A 23,571-nucleotide genomic window follows, 5' to 3' on the forward strand; every position below is an offset into this window, starting at 1 on the left:
GCGACGGAAAAACCGCCGCGGCATTTTTATGTTGTAGCTTGAGCGCAAACAAGGGACTGTTGCAAAATAGCCTCGACGAAAAATATTGCACAAAAAATGCGCCTTGATTGGGCTTCGGCAGCCGCTTCAAGACGCACTTTCTTGCTTTTGGAGCTATTCCTTTGTGCAATTTGCTATCGCAAATTCATTTTGCAACAGCCTCAATTAAAAGCTTATAGCGAAAAAAGGCCTCCAATGTTAGAATTGATGAAGGTTCGCCAACCGCATCAAAAAACAAAGGAGGACATGTCATGAATGACATAAACAGTCTATCACATTCAAAATGGAGATGCAAATATCATATAGTTTTCGCTCCAAAGTACAGGCGGCAAGAAATATACGGTCAAATAAAAGCGGACATAGGGCAGATATTACGAAAGCTATGCGAACAAAATGGAGTGGAAATAATAGAGGCACAAGCGTGCCCAGACCACATACACATGATGGTGAGTATACCACCAAACCTAAGTGTAGCGCAGTTTGTGGGATATTTAAAGGGAAAAGGCTCATTGATGATATTTGACAGACACGCAAATTTGAAATACAAATATGGGAACAGACATTTTTGGTGCAGAGGGACTATGTAGACACAGTGGGAAGAAATGCGAAAGTAATTGAAGAATATATCAAAAATCAATTACAAGAAGATATAGCATCCGACCAAATAACACTCAAAGAATACATAGACCCGTTTACAGGTAGCAAGGAAACAAAGGCATAAAAATAGGCAGCCGCTTTAGCGGCTGCCAGTGAAAGTCGGAATAGTCCGGCGGACGCTTAACGATGATTTGGGACGCTACGGCAAGACGTCGCGTTTCGGTCTCAAAGGACGGAAAATGGTCGATGACATAACCTGAGTAATCGAGATCGAACTCCCAGCGCTCCATTTCGCCGTTGACGTAGGCGGATATAAAATTCACAAGGAATTGTCCGTGCTTCCCTAATTTCAATTAGTCATCTCCCATGCGTAGCCCTCTGCTTTTGGTATCGGACAAAAGCAGCTTCGCGGTATATTTTTGCCGTCGGGCAAGTAACCATCGCGGCTTGTTTTCATCATCTTTTTGATACCGATAGTTTACGACATTTCAGCAAATTAAGATATTGGCAACCCGACGAAAATCACGGTGGAATAAATGTGGAAAACTTGAACGGCTCAAACAACGCTCAGCCCTTCCAACTGATGTACGGCGCGAGGCTGGTCAATGGACAGGTCTTCGGTCAGCCACCGAAACTGCTGCGGTGTGATGCATCGCGCTTCATTTTCCGACCGCGGCCACTGAAAGCGCCCCCCACTCCAGCCTTTTGTAAAGCAGTACGAACCCGTTGCCTTCCCAGTACAGCGCTTTAAGGCGGTCACACCGCCGCCCGCAGAACAGAAACAGCGCGTTGGAGAAGGGATCCAGCTGAAAGCTTTGTTGTACCATCGCCGACAGGCCGTCGATTGATTTGCGCAGGTCGGTGTAACCGCACGCCACATAGATTTGTTCGGCGTGGGATATGTCCCTTAACATCCCCGTAACACCTTCAGAACGGTCTCCACGGCGGACAGATTCGCTTCGCCTCCGATTTCGATTTCAGCGCCGTTCAAACGGATGACGATACTGCCGCTGTCTCTGCTGCTCGGCATAGTCAATGCGGCAAATACCGGAGATTCCTTTTGTGAAGGCATATCTTCCGATGCCAACCATTCGCAAGCCGCTTGCCCCAATCGCCTCTGCCAGTAGTAATATGTTTTTTCGTTGATGCCTTGCTCTTGGCAGTAGCACCGCACGCTCAGTCCACTATCTCGTCGGGCTCGAACAATCCCCGCCCAGTTTGCCAACCGTACCTCCTGTGCCATTTCCCGCATATTCATATCCCATTCCTCCTATGAGTACTTACCTTTCTTTTCTCATCTTTAAAATGATCGCTTTTCTGATAAAATAAGAAAATTGATGGAAATTTATATTTTTTTAATTGACTTAAATCATTCTCTGCTCTTGACATACACCCTGAAAGATGATAAAATAATGCCTGCGTCACAGAGAAACGCTTTAGATAGGGGTATAGCTCAGTTGGTAGAGCAGTGGTCTCCAAAACCACGTGCCGAGGGTTCAAATCCTTCTGCCCCTGCCAAAGAAATCATTAGAAATGGCCGGAAATCCTGGGCTTATGCGGATTTTCGGCCATTTTATTGTCGGCCAGAATTAGATTGATTCCTATCAAGAATTATTTTTTTTGCCGTTTCCCTATGTATTCAAACATTTATTGCATGTCCAAAGTTAATTTGTACGAAGGAGGAACCTGTAGGATCGCGAGAAAAGCAATCGGCCGGGTGTCAGGCCCCTGTCAAAGGTGATGAACGTTTACTCCACCAATTCAGTCCCATTGCATTTTCACGTTTCAGTAAATGATTTTATGATAAAATATATTACAAAAAATATTATATAATAGATAAAGGATAAAGAAAGAAATCGATTTAGTATTCTAAAGTTGACCGGCTTAATTTATGGTTTCTTTTAACTGCCACATTTGACTTGACAGATTCAGGTAATACCTATATAATTATTCTATGTAATATGACTTACAAAACCCCTGCCTTTCGGCGGATGGGAGGGAAGATAAATGGCTGAAATCCGAGTAAAAGAGAATGAATCTCTGGACAGTGCTCTTAGACGGTTTAAAAAGCAGTGCGCCAGATCTGGAGTGATCGCGGAAGTTCGCAAAAGAGAAGCTTATGAAAAGCCCTCTGTTAGGCGGAAGAAAAAATCTGAAGCGGCACGCAAACGCAAGTTTAAGTAAGTTGCTGCTTGCTGCCAAACGATAGTAAAAAAGCGGGCATTATGCCCGCTTTTTTAAACGAATTTCACGATCGTGTACAGGGGGTGCTTTTTTGTCTTTGTTTCTGCCGACAGTTTCCGTTGGGAAAGCGACGGATATCACTCCGGAATTGATCCGTGCCATGGACGCGAATGCAATTCTGCTTGATGTTGACAATACGCTTGCTCTTCATGGTTCGCAAACGCCTTTTCCGGGTACGGTCGAATGGGCAAAGCATATGCGCAAGGCAGGAATCCGCCTTGTATTGGTCTCAAATAATTTCAAAAAGCGTGTTGAGCCGTTCGCTGCAAAATATGGCCTTCCATTTCTTTCGCTTTCGCTGAAACCTTTTCCGGCGGCGTATCATCGCGCCGTCAGGCGCCTTGGCGTTGAACCGGGGGAGGCCGTGGTGGTCGGCGACCAGATTTTCACGGACGTTTTCGGTGCGAATTGGGCCGGCATCAAATCCATTCTGCTGGTCCCCGCGGGTATGGAGCAATCCCTTTCTTTCAGACTGCGGCGCGCTTTGGAAAAGCCAATCAGAAGAAAAATCAAGGAAAAAGGCTGCGGAAGCCAATTTACAAAATAAAGGATGATGGATTTTGGGCCATAAAAAAATTCTGATCCTTCTCGGACCTAATCTGAATATGGTCGGGGTCCGCGAAAAGGGAGTTTACGGCGATGAAACTGCGGAAAGCATCAACCGTCAGATTGAGGAGCATGCGAAGAGTCTGGGATACGAATGTGAGATTTTTCAATCCAATCATGAGGGGGAACTGATTGACCGGATTCACGCCGCAAGAAACGTTTATGACGGCGTTGTAATAAACGCGGGGGCGCTGACGCATTATAGTTATGCGCTTCGCGACGCAATCGCGTCCGTAAGGATTCCTTTTATCGAGGTGCACATGAGCAACATTTACGCTAGAGAGGAATTCCGCCATAAAAGCGTTATTTCCTGCGTTTGCGCGGGACAAATCGCCGGCTTTGGGAAGAACAGTTACTTTTTGGCGCTTCAGGCTCTTCATGATCTGATTTAAAAGATTCTTTTCGTTGTTTACCGTGCAGATTTGTTAAAATTCGCTTGAAAAAGCGTCTTAAATATTATACACTATCTTTACAGGAAAAAGTAAACGGAGGATTAAACCAATGATATCAGCAGGCGATTTCAGGAATGGCGCAACATTTGAGATGGACGGAAACGTCTATTCTATTATTGAATTTCAGCATGTAAAACCGGGTAAGGGCGCGGCGTTTGTCCGCACGAAAATCCGCAACGTCATTTCCGGGGCGGTCACCGAAAGAACCTTCAACCCTAATGATAAATTTCCAACCGCATTTATTGAGCGCAAGGATATGCAGTATCTTTATAACGACGGTGATCTGTATTACTTTATGGATCCGGAGTCGTTTGAACAGATTCCGATCAGCGCAGGCGTGCTGGGCGACAGTTTTAAATTTGTAAAAGAGAATATGGAGTGCAAAATCCTTTCTTACAAGGGAAACGTCTTCGGCGTTGAGCCGCCTAATTTTGTAGAGCTTGAGATTATCAAGACAGATCCCGGCTTTAAGGGAGACACCGCAACGAACGCAACAAAACCTGCAACGGTGGAAACCGGCGCTGAAATTAGGGTCCCGCTGTTTATCAATGAAGGTGAAAAAATCCGTATTGACACCCGAACCGGTGAATATATGGAACGCGCTTAACTGATACTATTCTTTGGAGATCGGATTGAAATAAAAAGGGGGCACTGTAATGAAAAACACAGAACGAGTATCCTATATCAGGGGTCTGGCGGAAGGCTTGGAGCTTGATGAAAACAAAAAGGAAGTTAAAGTTCTGAATGCGATCATTGATCTTCTGGACGACATGGCTTTGACCATGAAGGAAATGGAAGACAATATGAACGACATGGCTGACCAGCTGGATGCTGTGGACGAGGATCTTGGTTCCCTTGAAGACGACTTTTATGACGACGGGGACGAAGAGGACGGTTTTGGCGACGAAGAAGATGTCGTAGACGATGACGACGACGACGGAATTGATGAAGCTGAATGCTATTATGAGGTCACCTGCCCGAACTGTCATGAAACGGTCTGCCTCTCGGAAGATCTTGTCAAGGACGGTCAGATTGACTGCCCAAACTGTGGGGAAACGCTGGAATTTGATTTGGACGACGCTGAGGATGCGCCCTGCACTTGCGAATCCTGCAAAAGGGACGAGTAGAAACACCTTTTTCCTGCAATTTTCCGGCACCGCTTTTAGCGGTGCCTTTTTTCGTTGTGAGATCGTATCGGCGCTTTCCATTAGTTGACAGATGGATGGCGATCAATTATAATTATCACAAACCTGTATCATATGATACGTTTCGGAGGAGTTATGAAAGAAATCAGAAAAACAAAAAAGTATGGTCAGGTATTATCCAAAATATTTTTATTCCATGGTGTCGGTCCGGAATTGTCTGAATCGGCATATGAATCTTCTCAGTGCACCTGCGCGGAGTTTGAACAGGGAGAAGATATTTATACCAGAACGGATTTTCAAAGAAGTATCGGCATTGTGTTGTCCGGCGGGCTGAAGGCAATCAAGGGCGGCGGTCAGGGCATTGTTTTGAATACATTTGAAAGCGGCGGCATATTCGGGGTTGCGGGGCTGTTCAACAGCTCCTGCCATTATGTATCCGAAATCGTTGCGACGCGCCGCAGCCGAGTTCTGTTTTTGCCGCAGGCTTTACTCAAAGACCTGATTTACCGCGAACCGCGTGTTGCGGAAAATTATATCACGTTTCTCTCCGGCAGAATTCGCTTTTTAAACATCTGCATTGATCATTTTACAGGCGGTTCTGCGGAAGCGAGGATCGCTCATTTCCTGGTGGCGCTGGGAGAGGGCAAGCACGGTCCCTTTGAGCTGCCTTGCTCGCTGACTCAGCTTTCGGACACGCTCGGAATCGGACGCGCTTCCCTGTATCGGGCGCTGGGTACGCTGGTCGGCAGCGGGCTGATCAAGCGCAGCGGCAGATGGGTGGAAATTTTGGATCCGGAAGGCTTAAAGAACGCAAGGTTCTGAAAGATAAATTGAAACGAAAGAGGTATTTCTTGGAATGAAACGATCGAAACGAATCGGAGCGCTGACTCTGGCGGCAGCACTGCTTTTTACCATCACTGCGTGTTCTTCATCCGGTCAGGAGAGTTCAAAGGGTTTACAAGCAGCTTCCACAATTTCTTCTTCCAATAGCAGCAGTGATTCGGCTAAGACGGTGGTTCGCGTTGCCGGACTGAAGGGGCCCACGGGCCTGAGTATGGTCAAGCTGATGAGTGACAGCAGGAACGGGGACGCGTCGGAAGACGATCAGTTTACGGTGGTATCATCTCCGGATGAAATCGTGGCGAAGATCAGCAGCGGAGAAGTTGACGTTGCAGCTGCTCCGACCAATCTCGCAGCTGCCCTTTACAATAAGACGAACGGCGGGGTCCAGCTGGCGGCGGTTACGACTTTGGGCGTTTTATATGTTCTGACCGCCAACGGCGAAACCATCAAAAGCCTTTCGGACCTGAAAGGGAAAACGGTCTACTCTTCCGGGCAGGGCGCAACCCCCGGAATACGCGTTAAATTTTATCCTTCGACAGAATGGACTTGAGCCGGGAAAGGACGTCACTGTGGAGTATGAGGCGGAACACGCGGAGCTTGCCTCCATGATGATCGCGGGAAAGGTGAAAATCGCCGTGCTGCCCGAGCCGTTTGTAACACAGGTTTTGTCAAAAAACAGTACGGCAAAAATCGCGCTGAATCTGACGGACGAGTGGAATAAGGCGGCAAAAAAGCAGAGCGTACTGACCATGGGCTGTCTGATTGTAAGAAAGAAATTTGCACAGGAAAACAAATCCGCGCTGGACTCTTTTTTAGCTGATTATAAGTCGTCAGCGGATTATGTCAATTCCAATCCCGGCAAAGCGGCCGTACTTTCCCAGCAGTTTGGAATGATGGACAGCGCCGTTGCGGAAAAGGCGATACCGAACTGTGCGATTGTTTATATGGACGGAACGGAAATGAAGGAAAAAATCCCTGAATTTTTAAATGTCTTGTATCAGGCAAACCCGAAATCGGTTGGAGGAAAACTGCCGGCAGATGATTTCTATTATCAAAAGTAAGAAGATTCTCCGCCGCTTTTTCGTCGGCTGTATTTCCATCACCTTCTGGATTTGCGTCTGGCAATGGGTTTATTGGGCGGTGGGGGAGGAGATTCTTGTCGTTTCTCCCCTGGAAGTCCTGAATCGGCTTGGTGTTTTGCTCCGCCATTGGAGCTTTTGGATGACTGTGATTCTTTCCATGTTCAGAATTTTGGAAGGATTTCTTCTGGGGATTTTTCTGGGGACCGGCTTCGCGATTCTGACGGAGGTCTCCCGTGTCGGAAGTGCTTTACTGCGCCCGGTCATTGGAATCATGAAGGCTACGCCGGTTGCTTCCTTTATTATCCTTGCCCTTGTATGGATGAAATCGTCCCAGGTTCCGGTGTTTGCCTCCGTTTTGATCGTTCTGCCGATTCTGTGGGCGAATGTATCGGAGGGAATCAGAAAAACGGACCGCAGCCTGCTGCAAATGGCGGAAATGTATCGGTTTGGCAGAGTTGGAACGGTTAAAAAGGTATATCTGCCTTCCGTCCTTCCGTATTTTACCGCCGCCTGTACAACGGGAATGGGGATGGCATGGAAGGGCGGAGTTGCCGCTGAGGTCCTGTCTTCTTTACCGCTTTCTCTGGGCGGAGAAATCTACCGCTCAAAAATATATCTGGAAACTACGGATCTGTTTGCCTGGACCGCCGTCGTAATTCTGCTCAGCGTATTGCTGGAGCGTGCGATGCTGTGTGCCGTAAAAGCCGCGGGGGTAAGGTTCGGATTTTATTCCGGGGAGGGATACGATGAGCATTGAAATCCGCAGTGCGTCCAAATCGTATCATGGCGCTGCCGTCTTAAACAACTTTTCCCTGTCCCTTCCTTCAACGGGAACAGTGTGCCTGTTTGGCCCTTCCGGCTGCGGCAAAACGACGATTCTGAACTGCATTGCCGGCTTGGAATCCCTTGACTCCGGCCGGATCATCGGAACCGAAAATCTAAAAATATCTTATTTGTTTCAGGAGGATCGGCTTCTTCCCTGGAATACCGCGCTGAAAAATATAGAGGCGGTGCTCCCGCGGAAAAACAGTAGGGCTCTCGCGGCGGAATGGCTGCGCCTTGTGGGACTGGAAGCGGCCGCGGACAAATATCCATGCCAGCTCAGCGGCGGCATGAGAAGGCGCGTCGCAATCGCAAGGGCTCTTGCCTATGGAGGCGATCTGCTTCTTCTGGATGAACCGTTTCAGCGTTTGGACGCGGGCAGCAAAGACAGGATGATGGAGCTAATCGAAAAAAAAAACAGAGGGAAAACTGAAAATACTTGTCACACATGACAAGAAAGCAGCGGACCATCTCTCTGATATTATTTATCATTTTGACGGGAAAATGATTAAAATATTGGATAATATAAACAGTGAAAGACAACATTATACCTGAGTAATGAATGATTCACTCCAAAATTAAGAAATTGCTTGTTTATTTTGTCGGGAGTTTGTGCTATACTATTCCGGTTAAAAACTTAAGTATTGGAGTAATTTGATGATAAATAAAAGGGATGGGTTCAAGAAACTGATTCCACAGATCATGATTGACGCGGTATGTATTTTTTTCAGCTATTGGATTGCTTTTGTCCTTCGTTTTGTCGACGAGGGTGGAATTCCGTTCTTCTATGTCGATTCCTTCCGCCTCTGCATTCCGTGGATGACGCTAATCTGTCTTGCGGTTTTCGCGCTTTTTCGCTTTTACAGTACAATGTGGCAATTTGCCAGCTTGGACGAGCTGCTGCAGATTTTCTTCGGAACCACGGCGGCCTGTCTGCTCATTACGATTCTGGGCTATGTCTTGTTTCCTCATCTTATCAAGGATTCCTACGGCTATTCCATTCAGCGCTTTCCGATAACCGTGTATGTGATGGGATGGGTATTGACCCTGTTTTTTATCGGTGCGTCCCGCTTTGGATTCCGGTTGGCGCACAGAAGGAAAAAGAAAGTCCTTCGCGGCGATTCCGGCCTGTTCAGCAGGGTCATGGTGATCGGCGCGGGGGAAATGGGCTCCATGATCATCAAGGATCTGAAATCTTCGCCCCAGTCCCAGGGAACGCCCGTCATCGCGGTTGACGACGATAAAAAGAAGCGCGGTACCCGCATTAACGGCGTCAAAGTCGCCGGTGGAAGAGAGAGCATTCAAAAGCTGGTTGACCGCTACCGGGTCGATCAGATTATTTTGGCAATCGCGACCGCTTCCAACAGGGACAAGCATGAAATTTTGAGAATCTGCGCGGCAACGGGCTGCAAGCTGAAGACGGTGCCCGCGCTTTATGAAATTTTGGAAGGCAACGCGGATCCGCATAAGGTCCGGGACGTGAATATCGTCGATCTTCTGGGCAGGGATGAAATTAACCTGGATGTGGAAAAAATCAGCGGCTATCTGAAAAACAAAACGATTCTCGTTACAGGCGGAGGCGGCTCCATCGGAAGCGAGCTATGCCGTCAGATCGCGATTTTCCATCCAAAGAGACTGATTGTTTTCGATATTTATGAAAATAACGCTTATGAGCTGCAAAACGAGCTGCACCGCCGGTATCCAAAGCTCGATATGGATGTGGTGATCGGTTCGGTGCGTGACAAAAACCGCCTCCGCGGCGTATTCGACGCGTTCCGGCCCGATGTCGTTTTTCACGCGGCGGCCCACAAGCATGTTCCGCTGATGGAACTGAGCCCGGGCGAAGCGGTAAAAAACAATGTGTTCGGAACGCTGAATGTTGCGCAGACCTGTGATGAGTTTCAGGTGAAGCGCATGGTTTTGATTTCAACGGATAAGGCGGTCAACCCGACGAATATCATGGGCGCGACCAAAAGAATCTGTGAACTGATCGTTCAGTATTTCAGCCGTCACAGCAAAACCGGTTTTGTAGCAGTGCGGTTCGGCAACGTTTTGGGCAGCAGCGGCAGCGTGATTCCTCTTTTTATGCGCCAGATTGAGGAAGGCGGGCCCGTTACGGTGACGGATCCTGAGATTGTCCGATTCTTTATGACAATCCCCGAAGCCGCGCGCCTTGTGATTCAAGCGGGCGGTATGGCCAAGGGCGGTGAAATCTTTGTTCTGGACATGGGGCAGCCGGTCAAAATCGCGGATCTGGCGAGGAATCTGATCCGCCTTTCCGGATTAAGACCGGATGAAGACATCAAAATACAGTATACGGGGCTGCGGCCGGGTGAAAAGCTGTACGAAGAGCTTTTGCTTGACTGCGAAGGCGGATGTCAGAAAACATCTCACGAATTGATTTACATTGGGTCACCGATCCCGTTTGACGAAAATACTTTTCTGTCACAGTTGGAAAACCTTCGAAAGGTTGCCGGCGTCAATAACCCCAAAATGCTTGAGCTGGTACATGAGCTGGTTCCAACTTACTCGGGACATGCTGAGAAAACGGACCTTCTTGCAAAGTAGAGAAAGACATTTTTTTAGCGGACTGGACGGTTGTCTTAAATTCTGGTACAATGGAACTGGAAGGAATAGCCTTTCTCCATTGGGGAAGAATTATATATTGAGGTGCGTATATGGCTGATGAAAAACGGTTTGCCGTTCTGATCGACGCTGATAATGTTTCTGAGAAATATGTTAAATTTATACTGGATGAAATATCAAACGATGGAATCGCGACAATTAAGCGGATTTACGGGGACTGGACCAAGCCTACCATGAGCTCCTGGAAAAACGTTTTGCTGGATAATTCCATTACTCCAATTCAGCAGTATGGGTATACGACGGGCAAAAACGCGACGGATTCCGCAATGATTATCGACGCGATGGATATATTATACGCGGGTAACATTGAAGGCTTTTCCATCGTTTCCAGCGACAGCGATTTCACCCGTCTTGCATCCAGGTTAAGAGAGTCCGGGATGTATGTGGTCGGCATGGGTGAAAAGAAGACGCCAAACGCTTTTATTGCCGCATGCAACAAGTTTAAATATCTGGAAATTCTGGCACAGACTCCGATTCTTACGGATGATCAGCCGTCGGAGGCTGCGGTCGAACAGGTCAGCGGTCTGGATCACACGTCGTTGAACGAAGTCCGCAATACCATACGGACGATCGTGGATGAAACATCGGATGACGATGGATGGGCGGCCCTCGGGGATGTGGGGAACATTCTGAATAAGCGTTACCCGGACTTTGATGTACGAAACTACGGATTTAAAAAACTGACTCCGTTTATCAATTCCCTGAAAGTGTTTGAGATACGCTGCAGCCGCAGCAAGGACGGGCATGTTCGTCTGATTTTTGTCCGCGAAAAGGGACGGCGCGGTTCAAAGTCTTAAAAAAAGAACATGCAACGGGAAAGGCCTTTCAAAAGACTTTTCCCGTTGTTTTTTGAAGAATCCTCAGGACGGAATCGCCGTAAGATTTTCATCGGTCAGCTTTTCTCTTTTTGCCGTAAGCGCGGAGATCATCCAGCAGACAATGCTCTCCGCTCCTTCGTTCCGGTTTATTCCGATTTTGGTCAGTCCGTCGCGGCAGCCGCCGGTTTCCCGGTCAATTAGCGATTTTTTCAGTGAATTGTCGCCTAAATACCAGCGATAGCATCGTAGTGCGGACTCACGGTACCCGGGTTCACCGGTTAGGCGGTACGCGGCAAGGCAGGCGAGCATGGTGCAGCAGGCCTCCACGGGCTGCTCATCAAATTCGGCGGGAGAGCCGCCTCTTTGATACCATCCTTTGCACCCGATCGGATGAAAGATTCCATCTTTTATGGTCGCTGAAAGCAGAAAGTCGAGACTTTCGAGCGCAACGCTTGCGGCTTTTTTCAGATGAGCCTTTTCGTTGGCGCATAACAGCGAAAGCGGGAGTATCCCGCTGCAATACGTCATCTGATCTTCAAACCATCGCCAATCCTCTCTGCGGCTCTGCGCATATGTATCGACGATGGATTCGCACAGCGCTTCTGCTCCGGGAAGTCCGGCTGGCTCACCCCACAGCAGCAGGCCCGTCAGCGCATAGGCTTTTCCTTTCAAATACGAAAGGCTGGAACAGCTTCGATACGTTTTTAAGAGCAGCTTTTGTGAGGCCTGTAAAATGGAAGACGGGAGGTCCTTGCGGCCGGCGGTGAACCCCAACGAACAGATACAGCGCCCAAAGGAATCTTCTGAACCGCGTTTTTCCAGAAACCTTCGGTCATAGCCCATAAAGTTTCGGAACCAGCCTCTTTTTTGCGCAAACAATAAAAAGGAAGTATAGCGGTAAAGAAGGTCTTCATATTTCTTTTCAGGGGACAGCTCGTACAGCAGGTCCGCCATAATCAAAGCCCGTGCGTTGTCGTCCAGCGTGTAGCCTTCCGTTGGGTCCGGCACACCAGAAACGGCATGCTGAAGCATGCCGGTATCGTCGGTGATGCGAAAAACATACGTGTCGTCGATCAGTTCATTCATGCCGGTGGTTCCTTTCCTCTCTGAAGTTCCGCTTGAAAGAGATGCAAATAATGAAGAGATACCTCTCCCCAATACATGGTTTTACCAAGTTCCTGTGTTCGTCTTTCCATTTCTTCCTGCTGTTCCGGGTGTGTCATAACTTCTTCAATCCGTTCTGCAAGTGTCGCGGGGCTGCGGAAGTCAGCCAGAAGGCCCCTTCCGTCTTTCAGCATTTCTTCGGCGTACAGGTAAGGAGTGGAAATGATTACTCTGCCGTATCCCGCCGCATAGGCGAGAGTTCCGCTGACAGCCTGATCCTTGCCAAGGTACGGCGTCATATACACATCGGATAATTGAAGATACCGGATGATTTCTTCTATTTTTAAATAGCGGTTTACAAAACGGACTTTTTCTTCAAGACCGAAATTCTTTACGGTGCGTTCCAGCTTCTCGCGGTATTTTTCACCGTCTTTTCGTTTTACGACGGGATGTGTCTGGCCTAGAATAAAATATAGAATATCCGGATGCTTTTTGGCCACTCTCGCGATTGCTTCTATCCCGTACTCCAATCCTTTTCCCGGACTGATGAGTCCAAAGGTGCTGACAATAAAGCGACCGGTCAGACCCAGCTCTTTTTTCAAAGTATCCCGTTCGGTTGAGGGATATTCGGGAACCCCGTGGTGAACCACTTCTATTTTTGTTCTCTCGATTCCATAAGTGTTTTGCAGAATATCCACGGTGTTGCTTGCCATGGTTATGATCTTTCGGCTTTTGGCAGCCAGAGTACTCATGATTTCTTTCTGCGATTCTGCCGGATTCGGCAGGACCGTATGGAGTGTGACAAAGTAGGGGATTTTCAGCCTGCTGGTCAAATTCAAAAGAAATTTTCCCCATTTTCCCCCGAAAATCCCGTACTCATGCTCAACCATTAAAAGATCAAAGCCGGAGCTGTTGATTTTTTCCGCGGCTTCGGCATATGCTTCTTCATTTTGCTGTTCAATTGTAAATTTGACTCTGGGAGGATAGGAATACTCCGAATCGCTGACCGCGGCGACCGATGTGTCTACCTGCCCGGTCTTTTCAAGTTCGCAGATCAAATCCTGTGTGAAGGTTGCAATTCCGCAGGCGCGCGGAGGATAGGTGCTTAAAAACAGGATTTTGATTTTTTTATCTTGACTCAATTTGTGACAATCCTTTCTTCCATAAGTGCTGATTATATGACCAGATGCCGTTTGCTTTCCTGGGAGTAGATGGTATTTGCGCACTGAATACCGCTTCCGATTCTGCACCCCCGCGGTAACAACGGATTTGGTGATGCTTACCCCGCTGCCGACCGAAACGTTGTTCCAAAGAATACTGTCGCTGATGACGCACCCCCTTCCGCTTTCAAACCCGCTGCCGACAACGACATTCGGCCCGACAGTAACATTGGCTCCTATCCGGACATCGTCACCAAACCATACGGGTCCGATGACCCTCGCGGTGTCGTGAATCTGAATTCTCTCCAGACCGTAGATGCGATTCGTCAGAAAATTGTTCTCCGGTATTTTACACAGCCCGCTGAAAATATCGGCGTGGACACGCATGTATTTTTCAGGCGTTCCGATGTCGATCCAGTAGGTGCCGCCGCGGTAGACCGCGATTTTATACCCATTCTGTAAAAGAGCCGGGAACGTTTCCTTTTCAACGGAAACAACCCGGTTAGAGGGAATCAGGTCCAGTACCTTCGGATTGAAAACGTAAACACCGGCATTGATAAAATCGGATTTTTCTTCCCCCGGTTTCGGCTTTTCGGTAAATGTGGTTGCAAAGCCGAATTCGTCATATTCAATCACGCCGTAACTGGAAGGGTTTTGAACCCGTGTGGCCGCAATGGTGACATCCGCACGTTTCTTTTTGTGAAACGCGACCATGTCGTTCAAATCTATATTGCTGACAATATCGGAGTTGAAAATGATAAATGTGTCGTTAAAATAGTCGGCGCAGTTTTTGATCGCGCCGCCGGTCCCCAAGGGAATATCTTCACAGACATAATGAATGTTTACGCCAAATTCACTGCTGGAAAAATATTTTTCAATATCATCGGCCCGGTAGCCGGTGCTGAATACAACTTTATTTACGCCGCATTCTTTCAGCGCTTCAATACTGCGCTCCAGAAGCGGCCGGCCCATAACGGGGACCATCGGTTTCGGAAGATGGTCCGTCAAAGGCCTGAGACGAGTCCCTTTTCCCCCTGCGAGAAAAAGTGCTTTCATACGATTTCCCCCTTGTTTTATAATCAGAATGATTGAGCTGCTTCGCTTTCATTGATCCTTCGGCGCCGGGCAGCTCTTTATATATTCCAGTAGATCGCTGACGGATGCGGTTGCCAGCGCGATGCAGGTATCGGCTCCGCCATAGTACATTTTCACTTTTCCGGACGGTTTATCCAGTACCCACCCGCACGGGAAAACAACATCCCGTACATCGCCCTCGCGTTCATAGCTTTCCTCAGGCCCGAAAATCCATTCATCGCCGCGATGCAGTACTTTCCACGGGTTTTCAAGGTCAAGAAGAGCAAGCCCCAGCCGGTAGATGGAACCGGATGCGGTTCGCTTCACCCCATGGTACAGAATCAGCCAGCCTTCCGGCGTCTCCAGCGGCTGAGAGCATAGTCCGACTTTATTGGCATCCCACCAGCCGCCGCTTCTCGCATTGATCAAAATGCTGTGGTCGCCCCAGTATTTCAAATCGCTGGAACAGGAAACCCAGATGTGGGCGCCCGGCCCGAGGCGAGCGACGTTCCCAATGTGAGTTCCGATGGGCCGGTGGATTAGAATCCATTTGTTTTTAAATTTTTTGGGGAAGAGCGCGGCGTCCTTATCTTCAGGCGGCATAATGGAACCCATTTTTTCAAAATTGACAAAATCCTTTGTCAGCGCCAGCGAGACTGTCGGGCCGGAGCGCGAAAACGAAGTATAAACCACAGCCCAGCGATTCAGTTCATCAATCCGCGAAATCCGCGGATCTTCAATACCCCATGCTTCTTCCGGGTAATCCGGATTCGCTTCCAGCGTGGGACATTTATCTATCTGCCAGTTGGTTACGCCGTCATCGCTTACGGCTTTTGTAAAATGAGAAAAGCCCCGCCGGTCTTCGACCCTCGCAAGAAGAAGTATTTTATCGTTAAAAACAGTTGCTGCCGGATTAAATACGCTGTTGACCGCGTACGGCCAGTCTTTTGCGGTCAGAATCGGATTGTTCGGGTAACGGAGAAACAATTCTTTATAGGTGTTATCGTTGCTTTTCAGCCTTGTTTCAAAATGTCTCATGATGTGCCTCTTTCATGCTCTCTTGAGAGAAATAAAAAGTAAGCCGACCGTAATTGAAAAGCCGATGAAAGCGGCGGCCGGTAATGCAGGCTTTTGATTCAGACGTTTACATCCTTAATTAGTATTAATCCAAAGTAATAAATCATTCCTCAAAATTATAATTGTATTAAACTAAAAAAACGGAAAACGCCTTCAGATTCTGAAGGCGTTTTCCGTTTTGTGAAAAGAAGTATGTGTCCAAATGCTACTCTTGTAATCAATTTTAAGTGAAAATGATGGATCATTAATTCAACTTCCAAAACAACATTTTACAGGCTTTCCATAAAATTGTCAATATAAAACAAAAAATCTTTTTTAATTTTATGTTAAATTGTAAGATTCAATAATAATTTCCTTCTTTTTTTGTAATAATCATTTATTTTCTTATATTTTTAATAAATTATTTCAGTTGTGTTACATTGCAGAGAATTTTTATGCTACATTGAAATTATAGCCCGCGAAAATGAATAAATCTGTTTTAATATTGCAGATGATGAAAGAAATAATGTATGAATTTCTTAATTTTTTTAATTTTGCTCTAGCTGACTATTGATTGAAAAGGTGGAACATGATAAAATGATTTCCAAGGATGCAGAAGGCGTTTGACAAAGATCCGTCAGGCGCCTTCTACTCATAATCTATTATGAAAAATGTTGGGAGTGTTATGAATTGAAGAAAATGAACAAATTGATTGCGTTTGTGCTTGCAGGTGCAATCTCGTTCGCGTCACTTGCAGGATGTGCAGGAAACGGAGCGAGCTCCGCCACAGCTTCCGGCTCAGCGTCCGGGGCGGCGTCAAGCCGGAAATCCGAAGCGAGCGATACCCTGACCTATGCGCAGGGCGCCGAACCGAGAGGATTGGATCCCGCGCTTGTCGACGATGGCGAATCCGCCAAAGTTACATGCAACATTTATGAAGGTCTTCTGAAATACGACAAGGATTCCACAAAAGTCGAACCCTGTCTAGCAAAAACCTGGGATATCAGCGACGATGGGCTTACATACACGTTTCATCTTCAGGAAGGCGTAAAATTCCAGGACGGCACTGATTTCAACGCGGACGCGGTTGTCTATAACATTGACCGACAGCTTCCGCCTAAAGTGACAAAAGACATGTCCTATGCTTCTTTTGTTTACAGCTCAGTGAAAAGTGCCGAGGCGGTAGACGAAAATACGGTAAAAATCACATTGAATTCGCCCTGCACTCCGCTGCTGAAAAATCTGGCCATGGTTTTCGGCGCACCGGTCGTGAGCCCGAAAGCCTTGAAGGACAATAATAATAATGTTAACCAGGCTCCCTGCGGCACGGGTCCTTATAAATTCGTTCGCTGGGATAAGGGCGAAGACATCGTTCTGATCCGGAATGATAATTACTGGGGCGACAAAGCCAAATGTAAAAATGTCGTTTTCAAATTCATTACAGATAACTCCGCGCGTGTTGTTGCTTTGAATAACGGCGAAGCGGATATGATCGACGGAATCGACGCGACGGTCGTCAGCCAGATCCAGAGCGCAGGCAACAAGCTGTATCAGGCAAAGGGCATGAATACCAACTATATGGCGTATAACGCCAGCAAGGCTCCGTTTAACGATGCAAAACTCCGCAAAGCAATTTCACAGGCCGTTAATGTTCCGGAACTCGTCACGAGTCTGTATCAGGGCTATTCCGAGCCGGCAACCTCCGTCCTTCCGACATTTATTGGCGGCTACGACAAGAGCATTACCCAGACTGCCTATGATGCTGACGCCGCTGCGGCAGTATTAAAGGCCGCCGGGCTGACCCAGGTTCATATGATTACGTATACGAACCCCAGACCGTATAACACCGTAAACGGGCAGGCTCTTGCAGAAGCGATTCAGGGCTATCTGTCCAAGGTGGGCGTAAGCTGCAAAATTGATTCTTATGACTGGACGACATATAAATCAAAGGTAACCGAGGGCGACTACGATATTTGCTTCTACGGCTGGAACGGCGACAACGGCGACCCGGACAATTTCATGAGTCTGATGTCCGTGGATGACCCCAGTCAGAACGTTGCCCGTTATAAAAACCCTGAATTCAACAAATTGATTGCGCAGGGCCTTTCCACTCCTGAAGGCGACGCGCGCAATGCGATTTACACACAGCTGGAGAAAATTGCCGCCGAGGAGAATGTATGGCTGACGATTTCCCACGCTCAGAACCTCTGCGCCTATCGCCCGGATATCCATGATTTCTATTATCATGTAACCGGCGATGTTCCGCTTGCAGGTGTTTCGAAAGACTGAAAGAAAGCCTAAATGACACGGCAGCGCCGGGCATTTGCATTGATGTGGTGCCCGGCACAAGCTGTTTGCAGAGAGTACACCTTACCTGAGTTGCCGCAGGGCGTTCGATTTTAAACAGCGGTTTACTGTTCAAAATCGAGTGCCTAAGGCGGAAAGGCTGATGCAAATGATAAAATATATGATCAAAAGAATCTTGATGCTGATCCCTGTATTAATCGGCGTCTCCATCATTGTGTTCCTGATTATGCGCGTGTTTTCTCCAGACCCGGCGCCGATTGTTCTGGGCGAACATGCGACGCAGCAATCCATGCAGGAATGGAGACTGGCAAACGGCCTGAATGATCCGATCTGGCTTCAGTATGTCAATTACATAAAGGATGCGATGACCGGAAATCTGGGAACCTCTTATTATACAAAAGCGCCGGTTACCCAGGAGATTTTTTCACGTTTTCCTGCTACAATAGAACTGGCAATCGCGGCGATCATTTTTGCTTCACTATTAGGTATTTTTCTTGGAGTTGTATCTGCTGTTAAAAAGAATTCTATTTTTGACAACGGCGGAAGGATCCTTGCGCTGATCGGTGTTTCCATGCCGATTTTCTGGCTCGGCATCCTGCTGATCATTCTGTTTTCGGGAACACTGCATTGGCTGCCGTCAACAGGCCGATTAAACCCGCTGTACCAGCCAACGCAGATTACGGGATTCTATCTGATCGACTCCCTCCTGACAGGAAATATGAATGCTTTGGTCGACGCGCTGAGACATTTGGTTCTTCCCGCGCTCGCGCTCGGCATGTATTCCATGGCAATTATTACGAGAATGACGCGTTCCAGCATGTTGGAAAGCATGAGCCAGGATTATATCCGAACCGCCAGGGCAAAGGGGATAACCAATCGGCGGGTGATTCGTAAACATGCTCTTCGCAACGCGCTGATCCCGATTGTAACGGTCATCGGCCTTCAGTTCGGCAGTCTTCTTGGCGGAGCGGTTCTGACTGAAACCGTCTTTTCCTGGCCGGGGATCGGGGCGTATACGGTCAACTGCATTCTGAAATCCGATTTTCCAGTTGTGCAGGGCGTAGTTTTGCTGGTTGCGGTTGTTTATGTTCTGGTAAATCTTGCGGTGGATATTATTTATGCGTTCCTTGATCCCCGTATTAAATACGCTAAGAGGGAGGGGTAGCCTGTATGAACCAGGTGAAAGAAGCAAAAAAGCCGTTACAGGCGGAACGGAACGCGGATAAGCCCGAGTCACAGGTCAAAGCCATGTGGGAAGCTTTAAAAACGAACAAGGCTGCGATTGCGGGGTTGGTTCTTATCCTGATTCTAACCGTCGTCGCGGTTGTTGTCTGGGCCAGCGAACTGATGGGAATGCGGATTCTGCCGTTCGACCCGAATGATTCCGATTTATCCCAGAGCTTTGTCGCGCCCAACAGCCAACACTGGTTCGGAACAGACCAGTTGGGCCGCGACATTTTCAGCCGTGTACTTGACGGAACCAAAATCTCGCTATTCGTCGGAATTGCGGCGGTTGCGATTTCCATGACCATAGGCGTCGTTTTTGGTTCCATAGCGGGATACCGCGGCGGGAAGACGGACACGATTATTATGCGCTTTATGGATATGATGCTTGCGATTCCTTCCATTCTGCTTGCCATTGCCTTTATGGCGGCGTTGGGAAAGGGAATCGACAAGGCGATTATCGCGATCGGCCTGGTTTCAATTCCGGAGTATGCCCGTATCATCCGCGGCAGTATTCTTTCCGCGAAAGAAAACGATTATGTTCAGGCGGCTCGGGTCATCGGCAACAACGATTACAGCATTATATTTAAACATATTCTGCCCAATGTTGTGTCTTCCATCGTGGTTCGCGCGACGCTTGGGGTTTCCTCCGCCATTCTGGATACGGCCGCCCTTGGTTTTCTGGGGCTGGGCGTTCAGCCGCCCTACGCCGAATGGGGCGATATGCTGGGCAGGGCGCGTGGATTTATTTTTTCCGCTCCTTACACACTGGTCTTTCCCGGTGTGGCAATTACGATTACGGTTCTGGCGTTTAACCTGTTCGGCGACGGACTTCGCGATGCGCTTGACCCAAAGTCCAGATTAAGATAAGGCGGTACGGAATCATGTTGCTTGAAGTGAACCATTTAAAAACGGATTTTAAACTGAAAAAGGGAATTGTGCACGCTGTGAACGACGTCAGTTTCGGCATTGAAAAAGGAGAAATCCTTGCGATTGTAGGAGAATCCGGTTCCGGAAAAAGCGTAACCTCGCTTTCCGTCATGGGACTTTTGCAGGAGCCCGGCAAAGTCGTGGACGGCGAGATTTTGTATAAAGGCGAAGATCTTTTGAAAAAGAGCGAAAAGGAACTTCAAAAGATCCGCGGGGATCAGATTTCGATGATCTTTCAGGAGCCGATGACCTCGTTGAATCCGGTCTATCGAATCAAGGACCAGATTATTGAAAGTATTATGACCCATATGAAGCTGTCCCGGAAAGAAGCGCTTGCCCGTACGGTTGAAATGCTGAAAACGGTCGGCATTCCTTCCCCGGGGCAGCGCGCCAATGACTACCCGCACCAGATGAGCGGAGGCATGCGCCAGCGTGTTATGATTGCAATGGCGCTGGCCTGCAATCCGGAGTTGCTGATTGCCGACGAGCCGACAACCGCCCTGGACGTTACGATTCAGGCTCAGATTCTTGAGCTGTTATATTCATTGCGTGAAAAATTTAATATGGCCGTTCTGCTGATTACACACGATCTCGGTGTTGTTGCAGAGGCTGCGGATCGCGTTATTGTCATGTACTGCGGCCAGATTATGGAAGAAGCGGATGTAAAAAGTCTGTTCGCGAATCCGATGCATCCGTATACGCTTGGGCTTCTTAACTCGATTCCGCGAATTGAGGACGAAAGCGGGGAACGGCTTTATATGATCAAAGGCATGGTTCCAAACCCGCTGCATATGCCTCAGGGCTGTCCGTTTTCCGATCGCTGTGACCGCTGCATGGAACGGTGTACCCTTGAAATGCCAGAACTGAAAGAAGTGGGCGGGCATAAGGTGCGCTGTTTCCTCTACAATCAGGAAGCCGGAAAGGAGGCGGATGACCGGTGAGCGATACTCTAGTGGAGATTCAGAATCTGTCAAAGCATTTTACTGTGGAAACCAATTTCTTTGGAAAGCCGACCTCCGTACTGAAGGCGGTGGAGGATGTTTCCTTCACAATTCAAAAGGGCGAGGCGTTTGGCCTTGTCGGGGAATCGGGGTGCGGAAAAACCACGCTTGGAAAAATGCTGGTAAACCTTTACCGGCCGAGTTCCGGGAAGATTTTGTATGACGGAACGGACCTGACTGCGCTGAACGAGAAAGAACGCAGGAAATACTGCAAGGATATCCAGCTGATTTTTCAGGATCCCTATGCTTCCCTGAATCCAAGAATGACGGTCGGTGACATTATTGCGGAACCGATCCGGATTAATCATCTGCTGCCGGAGGGCAAAGTGGAAGGCCGTGTGATTGAACTGCTTAACTGCGTCGGTCTTGCACAGCATCAGCGCAACCGCTTTCCCTATGAGTTTTCCGGCGGTCAGCGCCAGCGCGTCGGAATTGCGAGAGCGCTTGCCGCAAATCCAAAGCTGATTGTATGCGACGAACCTGTTTCGGCGCTGGATGTATCCATTCAGGCACAGGTGCTGAACCTGCTGGACGATCTGAAAGATGAGTTTGGGCTGACTTACCTGTTCATTGCACACGGGCTAAACGTGGTCAAACATATCAGCGACCGGGTCGGTGTCATGTACTTGGGAAGAATGATGGAAATCGCCCCCAAAAAGGAGCTGTATTCCAACGCGCTTCATCCTTATACCAAAGCGCTTCTTTCGGCAATTCCACTCATTGATCCTACAAAGAAGAAAGAGCGCATCATTTTGCAGGGAGAGGTCCCAAGCCCGATCAATCCTCCGTCCGGGTGTCGTTTTTGTACCCGGTGCAGTCGGGTAATGGATATTTGCCATCAAGTAACACCAGAGCTGAAAGAGATTATGCCGGGACATTATACGGCATGCCATCTGTACGACGAGCAAAACACATCGGGGCAACAATAAATAAGAACAGCGTCCGCTTAGTTCGGACGCTGTTCTTATTTTATATAATTGGTGAGAAATAAAGGTTTTTGATTTTGGGCGCAGCTGCAATAAAACTTATTAGGATTCCGGAAGCTTCGCGTCGCGCAGGAAAGAAGAAGAGAGTATCCCCAACAGCGCCACTGCGATTCCCACTTGAAATACACGGCTGACTCCGGAAATTTCCCATCCGATCACATTTCGTGCTGTCAGGACTGTTCCAAAAAATGCGCTCCCGGTTGCCGTCCCGATATTTCGAAAAAGGGTTACGGCGGATGTCACTGAGCCGATCCGACATTTGGAGACTGAATTCTGCGCGTTGACATTTCCTACAGGCATATTCATTCCAACGCCCCAACCCATGAGAACGGCATTCAAGATCAAAACGGAGTAACCGGTTGATTTGTCCATGACGGAAAATCGCCACATGCTGAAACCGATTAAGCAAAAACCGATCAATGACCAGATGCGATACTGGTTGGTCCGGGAAATCAAACGCCCAACGATGTTTGCGGCAAGGACCAGGCTGACCATCATCGGCGCCAGCACCAGACCAGAACCGGTTGCGCTCATCTTAAGAATATTCTGTTCAAAATAAGGCAAATAAACGACTGCGCCGATTAAACTCATCTGGTTGAAGAACGATAAAGCCAGAGCCATGTTGATTCTGCGGTCGGTAAAATATTCTGAGGGAAAAATTGGGCTTTTTACCCGGTGCTGCAAAAGAATGAAGATTAGAAGCATCAGGAAGGCAAAAACCGCCATTCCAACGATCCACGGAGAGTTCCAGGGCAGCACGGTTCCGGCAAGGCTGAGGGAAGTCAGAACCGGGAATAAAATCAGAGCAAGGACAATCATGCCGGAAAGATCGGTCTTTTGTTTGATAATCTGCCGATCGTCCGGCAGTGTGAAAAACAAAGCGATAAAAGCAAAGACACCAATCGGAAGATTCAGATAAAAAATCCATCTCCAGCCGAAACGATCCGAAAGGAAGCCGCCGGTCACCGGGCCGATCAGATTAGCGAGACCGTACATGGAGGACACGATTCCCGTATATTTTCCGCGCTCTGCCGGCGGAAACAGGTCCGCGATGATCGTAAAGACTCCCGCTACGATGACGCCGCCGCCTGTTCCCTGCAAAGCACGGAATAAAATCAGTTCCGGCATGTTTCCGGACAATCCGCACAGAGAAGAGCCTGCCAGAAACAGAGCGATGCCGCATAGAAAAACCGGTTTATGTCCGCGTAGATCTGAAATAGTGCCTGAAATTGGAATTGCAATGGTTGAACACAGAAGATAAGACGTGAAAGGCCAGGCGTAATACGCTTTTCCGCCGAGATCACTCACAATATTTTTCATGGCGGTACTAAAAATGGTGGAATCCATGGCATAGATCAGCAGGCTCGCCATTAAGCCGGCAAAAATCGGACTCAGACGTTTGATCCTTGTTTGACTCAATAATTTCACTCCTATA

The 23,571-nt window shown here is 48.2% G+C and carries 25 protein-coding genes, 1 tRNA gene and 1 pseudogene; 19 read left to right on the forward strand and 8 right to left on the reverse strand.

The window, feature by feature from the left end:
- Window positions 1-290 precede the first annotated feature (290 nt).
- Window positions 291-760, forward strand: a pseudogene (tnpA, locus tag HCR03_RS01585) (IS200/IS605 family transposase).
- On the opposite strand, the gene HCR03_RS01590 reads toward tnpA (HCR03_RS01585), so the two are convergent.
- The 4 genes from HCR03_RS01590 to tnpA (HCR03_RS01600) form a co-directional block, all read right to left on the reverse strand.
- A complete protein-coding gene (locus tag HCR03_RS01590; RefSeq protein ID WP_187036390.1) occupies window positions 732-989 on the reverse strand; it encodes a hypothetical protein in 258 nt (85 codons plus the stop codon). The pseudogene tnpA (HCR03_RS01585) and the gene HCR03_RS01590 sit on opposite strands and share 29 nt — an antisense overlap.
- A 203-nt stretch (window positions 990-1,192) precedes the next feature.
- Window positions 1,193-1,285 (reverse strand): hypothetical protein, encoded by a 93-nt coding sequence (locus HCR03_RS20440; protein WP_407926850.1) that lies wholly within the window; start codon window positions 1,283-1,285, stop codon window positions 1,193-1,195.
- Window positions 1,286-1,295: 10 nt separating this feature from the next.
- Complete coding sequence (gene tnpB, locus HCR03_RS01595) at window positions 1,296-1,550, reverse strand: IS66 family insertion sequence element accessory protein TnpB (protein ID WP_187036392.1); 255 nt, start codon at window positions 1,548-1,550, stop codon at window positions 1,296-1,298.
- Entirely contained in the window at window positions 1,544-1,894 is a 351-nt protein-coding gene (gene tnpA / locus HCR03_RS01600) for an IS66 family insertion sequence element accessory protein TnpA (protein ID WP_187036395.1), read from the reverse strand. Before tnpA (HCR03_RS01600) ends, tnpB begins: the two co-directional genes overlap by 7 nt.
- Window positions 1,895-2,078: 184 nt before the next feature.
- Between tnpA (HCR03_RS01600) and HCR03_RS01605 the strand changes: the two genes are divergently transcribed.
- The 13 genes from HCR03_RS01605 to HCR03_RS01660 all read left to right on the forward strand — a co-directional run bounded on the left by HCR03_RS01605 (window position 2,079) and on the right by HCR03_RS01660 (window position 11,273).
- Window positions 2,079-2,154, forward strand: a tRNA-Trp gene (locus HCR03_RS01605).
- A 489-nt stretch (window positions 2,155-2,643) separates the two neighbouring features.
- Window positions 2,644-2,820, forward strand: a complete 177-nt coding sequence (gene rpsU / locus HCR03_RS01610; protein WP_066643841.1) for a 30S ribosomal protein S21 — start codon at window positions 2,644-2,646, stop codon at window positions 2,818-2,820.
- 91 nt (window positions 2,821-2,911) lie between these two features.
- Window positions 2,912-3,427, forward strand: a complete 516-nt coding sequence (locus tag HCR03_RS01615; protein ID WP_066643842.1) for a YqeG family HAD IIIA-type phosphatase — start codon at window positions 2,912-2,914, stop codon at window positions 3,425-3,427.
- A 13-nt stretch (window positions 3,428-3,440) separates the two neighbouring features.
- Window positions 3,441-3,878, forward strand: a complete 438-nt coding sequence (gene aroQ / locus HCR03_RS01620; protein WP_156990706.1) for a type II 3-dehydroquinate dehydratase — start codon at window positions 3,441-3,443, stop codon at window positions 3,876-3,878.
- 109 nt (window positions 3,879-3,987) lie between these two features.
- A complete protein-coding gene (efp, locus tag HCR03_RS01625; protein ID WP_066643843.1) occupies window positions 3,988-4,545 on the forward strand; it encodes an elongation factor P in 558 nt (185 codons plus the stop codon).
- Window positions 4,546-4,594: 49 nt separating this feature from the next.
- Complete coding sequence (locus tag HCR03_RS01630) at window positions 4,595-5,065, forward strand: CD1247 N-terminal domain-containing protein (protein ID WP_066643844.1); 471 nt, start codon at window positions 4,595-4,597, stop codon at window positions 5,063-5,065.
- A 153-nt stretch (window positions 5,066-5,218) separates the two neighbouring features.
- Window positions 5,219-5,905 carry a Crp/Fnr family transcriptional regulator gene (locus HCR03_RS01635; RefSeq protein WP_066643845.1) on the forward strand — a complete coding sequence of 229 codons (687 nt, stop codon included), beginning with the start codon at window positions 5,219-5,221 and terminating at the stop codon, window positions 5,903-5,905.
- Between the two features lie 34 nt (window positions 5,906-5,939).
- On the forward strand, window positions 5,940-6,476 hold the full coding sequence (locus HCR03_RS19600) for a substrate-binding domain-containing protein (protein WP_228725056.1): 537 nt from the start codon (window positions 5,940-5,942) through the stop codon (window positions 6,474-6,476).
- Window positions 6,477-6,495: 19 nt separating this feature from the next.
- Entirely contained in the window at window positions 6,496-6,987 is a 492-nt protein-coding gene (locus tag HCR03_RS19605; RefSeq protein ID WP_228725057.1) for a substrate-binding domain-containing protein, read from the forward strand.
- Window positions 6,965-7,765 (forward strand): ABC transporter permease, encoded by an 801-nt coding sequence (locus tag HCR03_RS01645; RefSeq protein WP_187036397.1) that lies wholly within the window; start codon window positions 6,965-6,967, stop codon window positions 7,763-7,765. The genes HCR03_RS19605 and HCR03_RS01645 overlap by 23 nt, the downstream gene beginning before the upstream one ends.
- Entirely contained in the window at window positions 7,755-8,282 is a 528-nt protein-coding gene (locus tag HCR03_RS01650; RefSeq protein WP_228725058.1) for an ABC transporter ATP-binding protein, read from the forward strand. Before HCR03_RS01645 ends, HCR03_RS01650 begins: the two co-directional genes overlap by 11 nt.
- A gap of 205 nt (window positions 8,283-8,487) precedes the next feature.
- Window positions 8,488-10,398, forward strand: a complete 1,911-nt coding sequence (locus HCR03_RS01655; protein WP_066643849.1) for a nucleoside-diphosphate sugar epimerase/dehydratase — start codon at window positions 8,488-8,490, stop codon at window positions 10,396-10,398.
- A gap of 110 nt (window positions 10,399-10,508) precedes the next feature.
- Entirely contained in the window at window positions 10,509-11,273 is a 765-nt protein-coding gene (locus HCR03_RS01660) for an NYN domain-containing protein (protein ID WP_066643850.1), read from the forward strand.
- A 63-nt stretch (window positions 11,274-11,336) separates the two neighbouring features.
- Here HCR03_RS01660 and HCR03_RS01665 read toward each other — a convergent pair whose 3' ends face one another.
- Genes HCR03_RS01665 through HCR03_RS01680 form a run of 3 tightly spaced genes read right to left on the reverse strand, consistent with a single transcriptional unit; the run spans window position 11,337 to window position 15,670 of the window.
- Window positions 11,337-12,380, reverse strand: a complete 1,044-nt coding sequence (locus HCR03_RS01665; protein ID WP_187036399.1) for a glycosyltransferase — start codon at window positions 12,378-12,380, stop codon at window positions 11,337-11,339.
- Complete coding sequence (locus HCR03_RS20245) at window positions 12,377-14,614, reverse strand: sugar phosphate nucleotidyltransferase (protein ID WP_330601098.1); 2,238 nt, start codon at window positions 14,612-14,614, stop codon at window positions 12,377-12,379. Before HCR03_RS20245 ends, HCR03_RS01665 begins: the two co-directional genes overlap by 4 nt.
- A gap of 48 nt (window positions 14,615-14,662) precedes the next feature.
- Window positions 14,663-15,670: a glycoside hydrolase family 130 protein gene (locus HCR03_RS01680; protein ID WP_066643854.1), complete on the reverse strand. Its 1,008-nt coding sequence runs from the start codon at window positions 15,668-15,670 to the stop codon at window positions 14,663-14,665.
- A 717-nt stretch (window positions 15,671-16,387) separates the two neighbouring features.
- Here HCR03_RS01680 and HCR03_RS01685 point away from each other — a divergent pair.
- From HCR03_RS01685 to HCR03_RS01705, 5 genes are all read left to right on the forward strand, one after another.
- Window positions 16,388-17,977 carry an ABC transporter substrate-binding protein gene (locus HCR03_RS01685; RefSeq protein WP_187037965.1) on the forward strand — a complete coding sequence of 530 codons (1,590 nt, stop codon included), beginning with the start codon at window positions 16,388-16,390 and terminating at the stop codon, window positions 17,975-17,977.
- 166 nt (window positions 17,978-18,143) lie between these two features.
- Window positions 18,144-19,160: an ABC transporter permease gene (locus HCR03_RS01690; RefSeq protein WP_187037967.1), complete on the forward strand. Its 1,017-nt coding sequence runs from the start codon at window positions 18,144-18,146 to the stop codon at window positions 19,158-19,160.
- A gap of 5 nt (window positions 19,161-19,165) precedes the next feature.
- The gene (locus HCR03_RS01695) at window positions 19,166-20,089 is read left to right on the forward strand and encodes an ABC transporter permease (protein WP_187036401.1); all 924 of its coding nucleotides are present in this window, start codon (window positions 19,166-19,168) and stop codon (window positions 20,087-20,089) included.
- Window positions 20,090-20,103: 14 nt separating this feature from the next.
- Window positions 20,104-21,090, forward strand: coding sequence for an ABC transporter ATP-binding protein (locus HCR03_RS01700; RefSeq protein ID WP_187036403.1), 987 nt, complete (start codon window positions 20,104-20,106; stop codon window positions 21,088-21,090).
- The gene (locus HCR03_RS01705) at window positions 21,087-22,079 is read left to right on the forward strand and encodes an ABC transporter ATP-binding protein (RefSeq protein ID WP_187036405.1); all 993 of its coding nucleotides are present in this window, start codon (window positions 21,087-21,089) and stop codon (window positions 22,077-22,079) included. The genes HCR03_RS01700 and HCR03_RS01705 overlap by 4 nt, the downstream gene beginning before the upstream one ends.
- Window positions 22,080-22,178: 99 nt before the next feature.
- On the opposite strand, the gene HCR03_RS01710 is transcribed toward HCR03_RS01705, so the two are convergent.
- Entirely contained in the window at window positions 22,179-23,555 is a 1,377-nt protein-coding gene (locus tag HCR03_RS01710; RefSeq protein WP_066643859.1) for an MDR family MFS transporter, read from the reverse strand.
- Between the last annotated feature and the right edge of the window lie 16 nt (window positions 23,556-23,571).

Source organism: Caproicibacter fermentans, assembly GCF_014303955.1.
In the GTDB taxonomy this organism is placed as follows: Bacteria; Bacillota; Clostridia; order Oscillospirales; family Acutalibacteraceae; genus Caproicibacter; species Caproicibacter fermentans.

Coding starts and splice junctions, on each gene's coding strand:
- HCR03_RS01630 (WP_066643844.1), top strand. CDS start 4,595: ATGAAAAACACAGAACGAGTATCCTATATCAGGGGTCTGGCGGAAGGC.
- HCR03_RS01660 (WP_066643850.1), top strand. CDS start 10,509: ATGGCTGATGAAAAACGGTTTGCCGTTCTGATCGACGCTGATAATGTT.
- HCR03_RS01655 (WP_066643849.1), top strand. CDS start 8,488: ATGATAAATAAAAGGGATGGGTTCAAGAAACTGATTCCACAGATCATG.
- tnpA (WP_187036395.1), bottom strand. CDS start 1,894: ATGAATATGCGGGAAATGGCACAGGAGGTACGGTTGGCAAACTGGGCG.
- HCR03_RS01685 (WP_187037965.1), top strand. CDS start 16,388: ATGAACAAATTGATTGCGTTTGTGCTTGCAGGTGCAATCTCGTTCGCG.
- rpsU (WP_066643841.1), top strand. CDS start 2,644: ATGGCTGAAATCCGAGTAAAAGAGAATGAATCTCTGGACAGTGCTCTT.
- HCR03_RS20245 (WP_330601098.1), bottom strand. CDS start 14,614: ATGAAAGCACTTTTTCTCGCAGGGGGAAAAGGGACTCGTCTCAGGCCT.
- HCR03_RS01635 (WP_066643845.1), top strand. CDS start 5,219: ATGAAAGAAATCAGAAAAACAAAAAAGTATGGTCAGGTATTATCCAAA.
- HCR03_RS19600 (WP_228725056.1), top strand. CDS start 5,940: ATGAAACGATCGAAACGAATCGGAGCGCTGACTCTGGCGGCAGCACTG.
- HCR03_RS01645 (WP_187036397.1), top strand. CDS start 6,965: ATGATTTCTATTATCAAAAGTAAGAAGATTCTCCGCCGCTTTTTCGTC.
- tnpB (WP_187036392.1), bottom strand. CDS start 1,550: ATGTTAAGGGACATATCCCACGCCGAACAAATCTATGTGGCGTGCGGT.
- HCR03_RS01680 (WP_066643854.1), bottom strand. CDS start 15,670: ATGAGACATTTTGAAACAAGGCTGAAAAGCAACGATAACACCTATAAA.
- HCR03_RS01695 (WP_187036401.1), top strand. CDS start 19,166: ATGAACCAGGTGAAAGAAGCAAAAAAGCCGTTACAGGCGGAACGGAAC.
- HCR03_RS01665 (WP_187036399.1), bottom strand. CDS start 12,380: ATGAATGAACTGATCGACGACACGTATGTTTTTCGCATCACCGACGAT.
- HCR03_RS01700 (WP_187036403.1), top strand. CDS start 20,104: ATGTTGCTTGAAGTGAACCATTTAAAAACGGATTTTAAACTGAAAAAG.
- HCR03_RS01650 (WP_228725058.1), top strand. CDS start 7,755: ATGAGCATTGAAATCCGCAGTGCGTCCAAATCGTATCATGGCGCTGCC.
- HCR03_RS01690 (WP_187037967.1), top strand. CDS start 18,144: ATGATAAAATATATGATCAAAAGAATCTTGATGCTGATCCCTGTATTA.
- efp (WP_066643843.1), top strand. CDS start 3,988: ATGATATCAGCAGGCGATTTCAGGAATGGCGCAACATTTGAGATGGAC.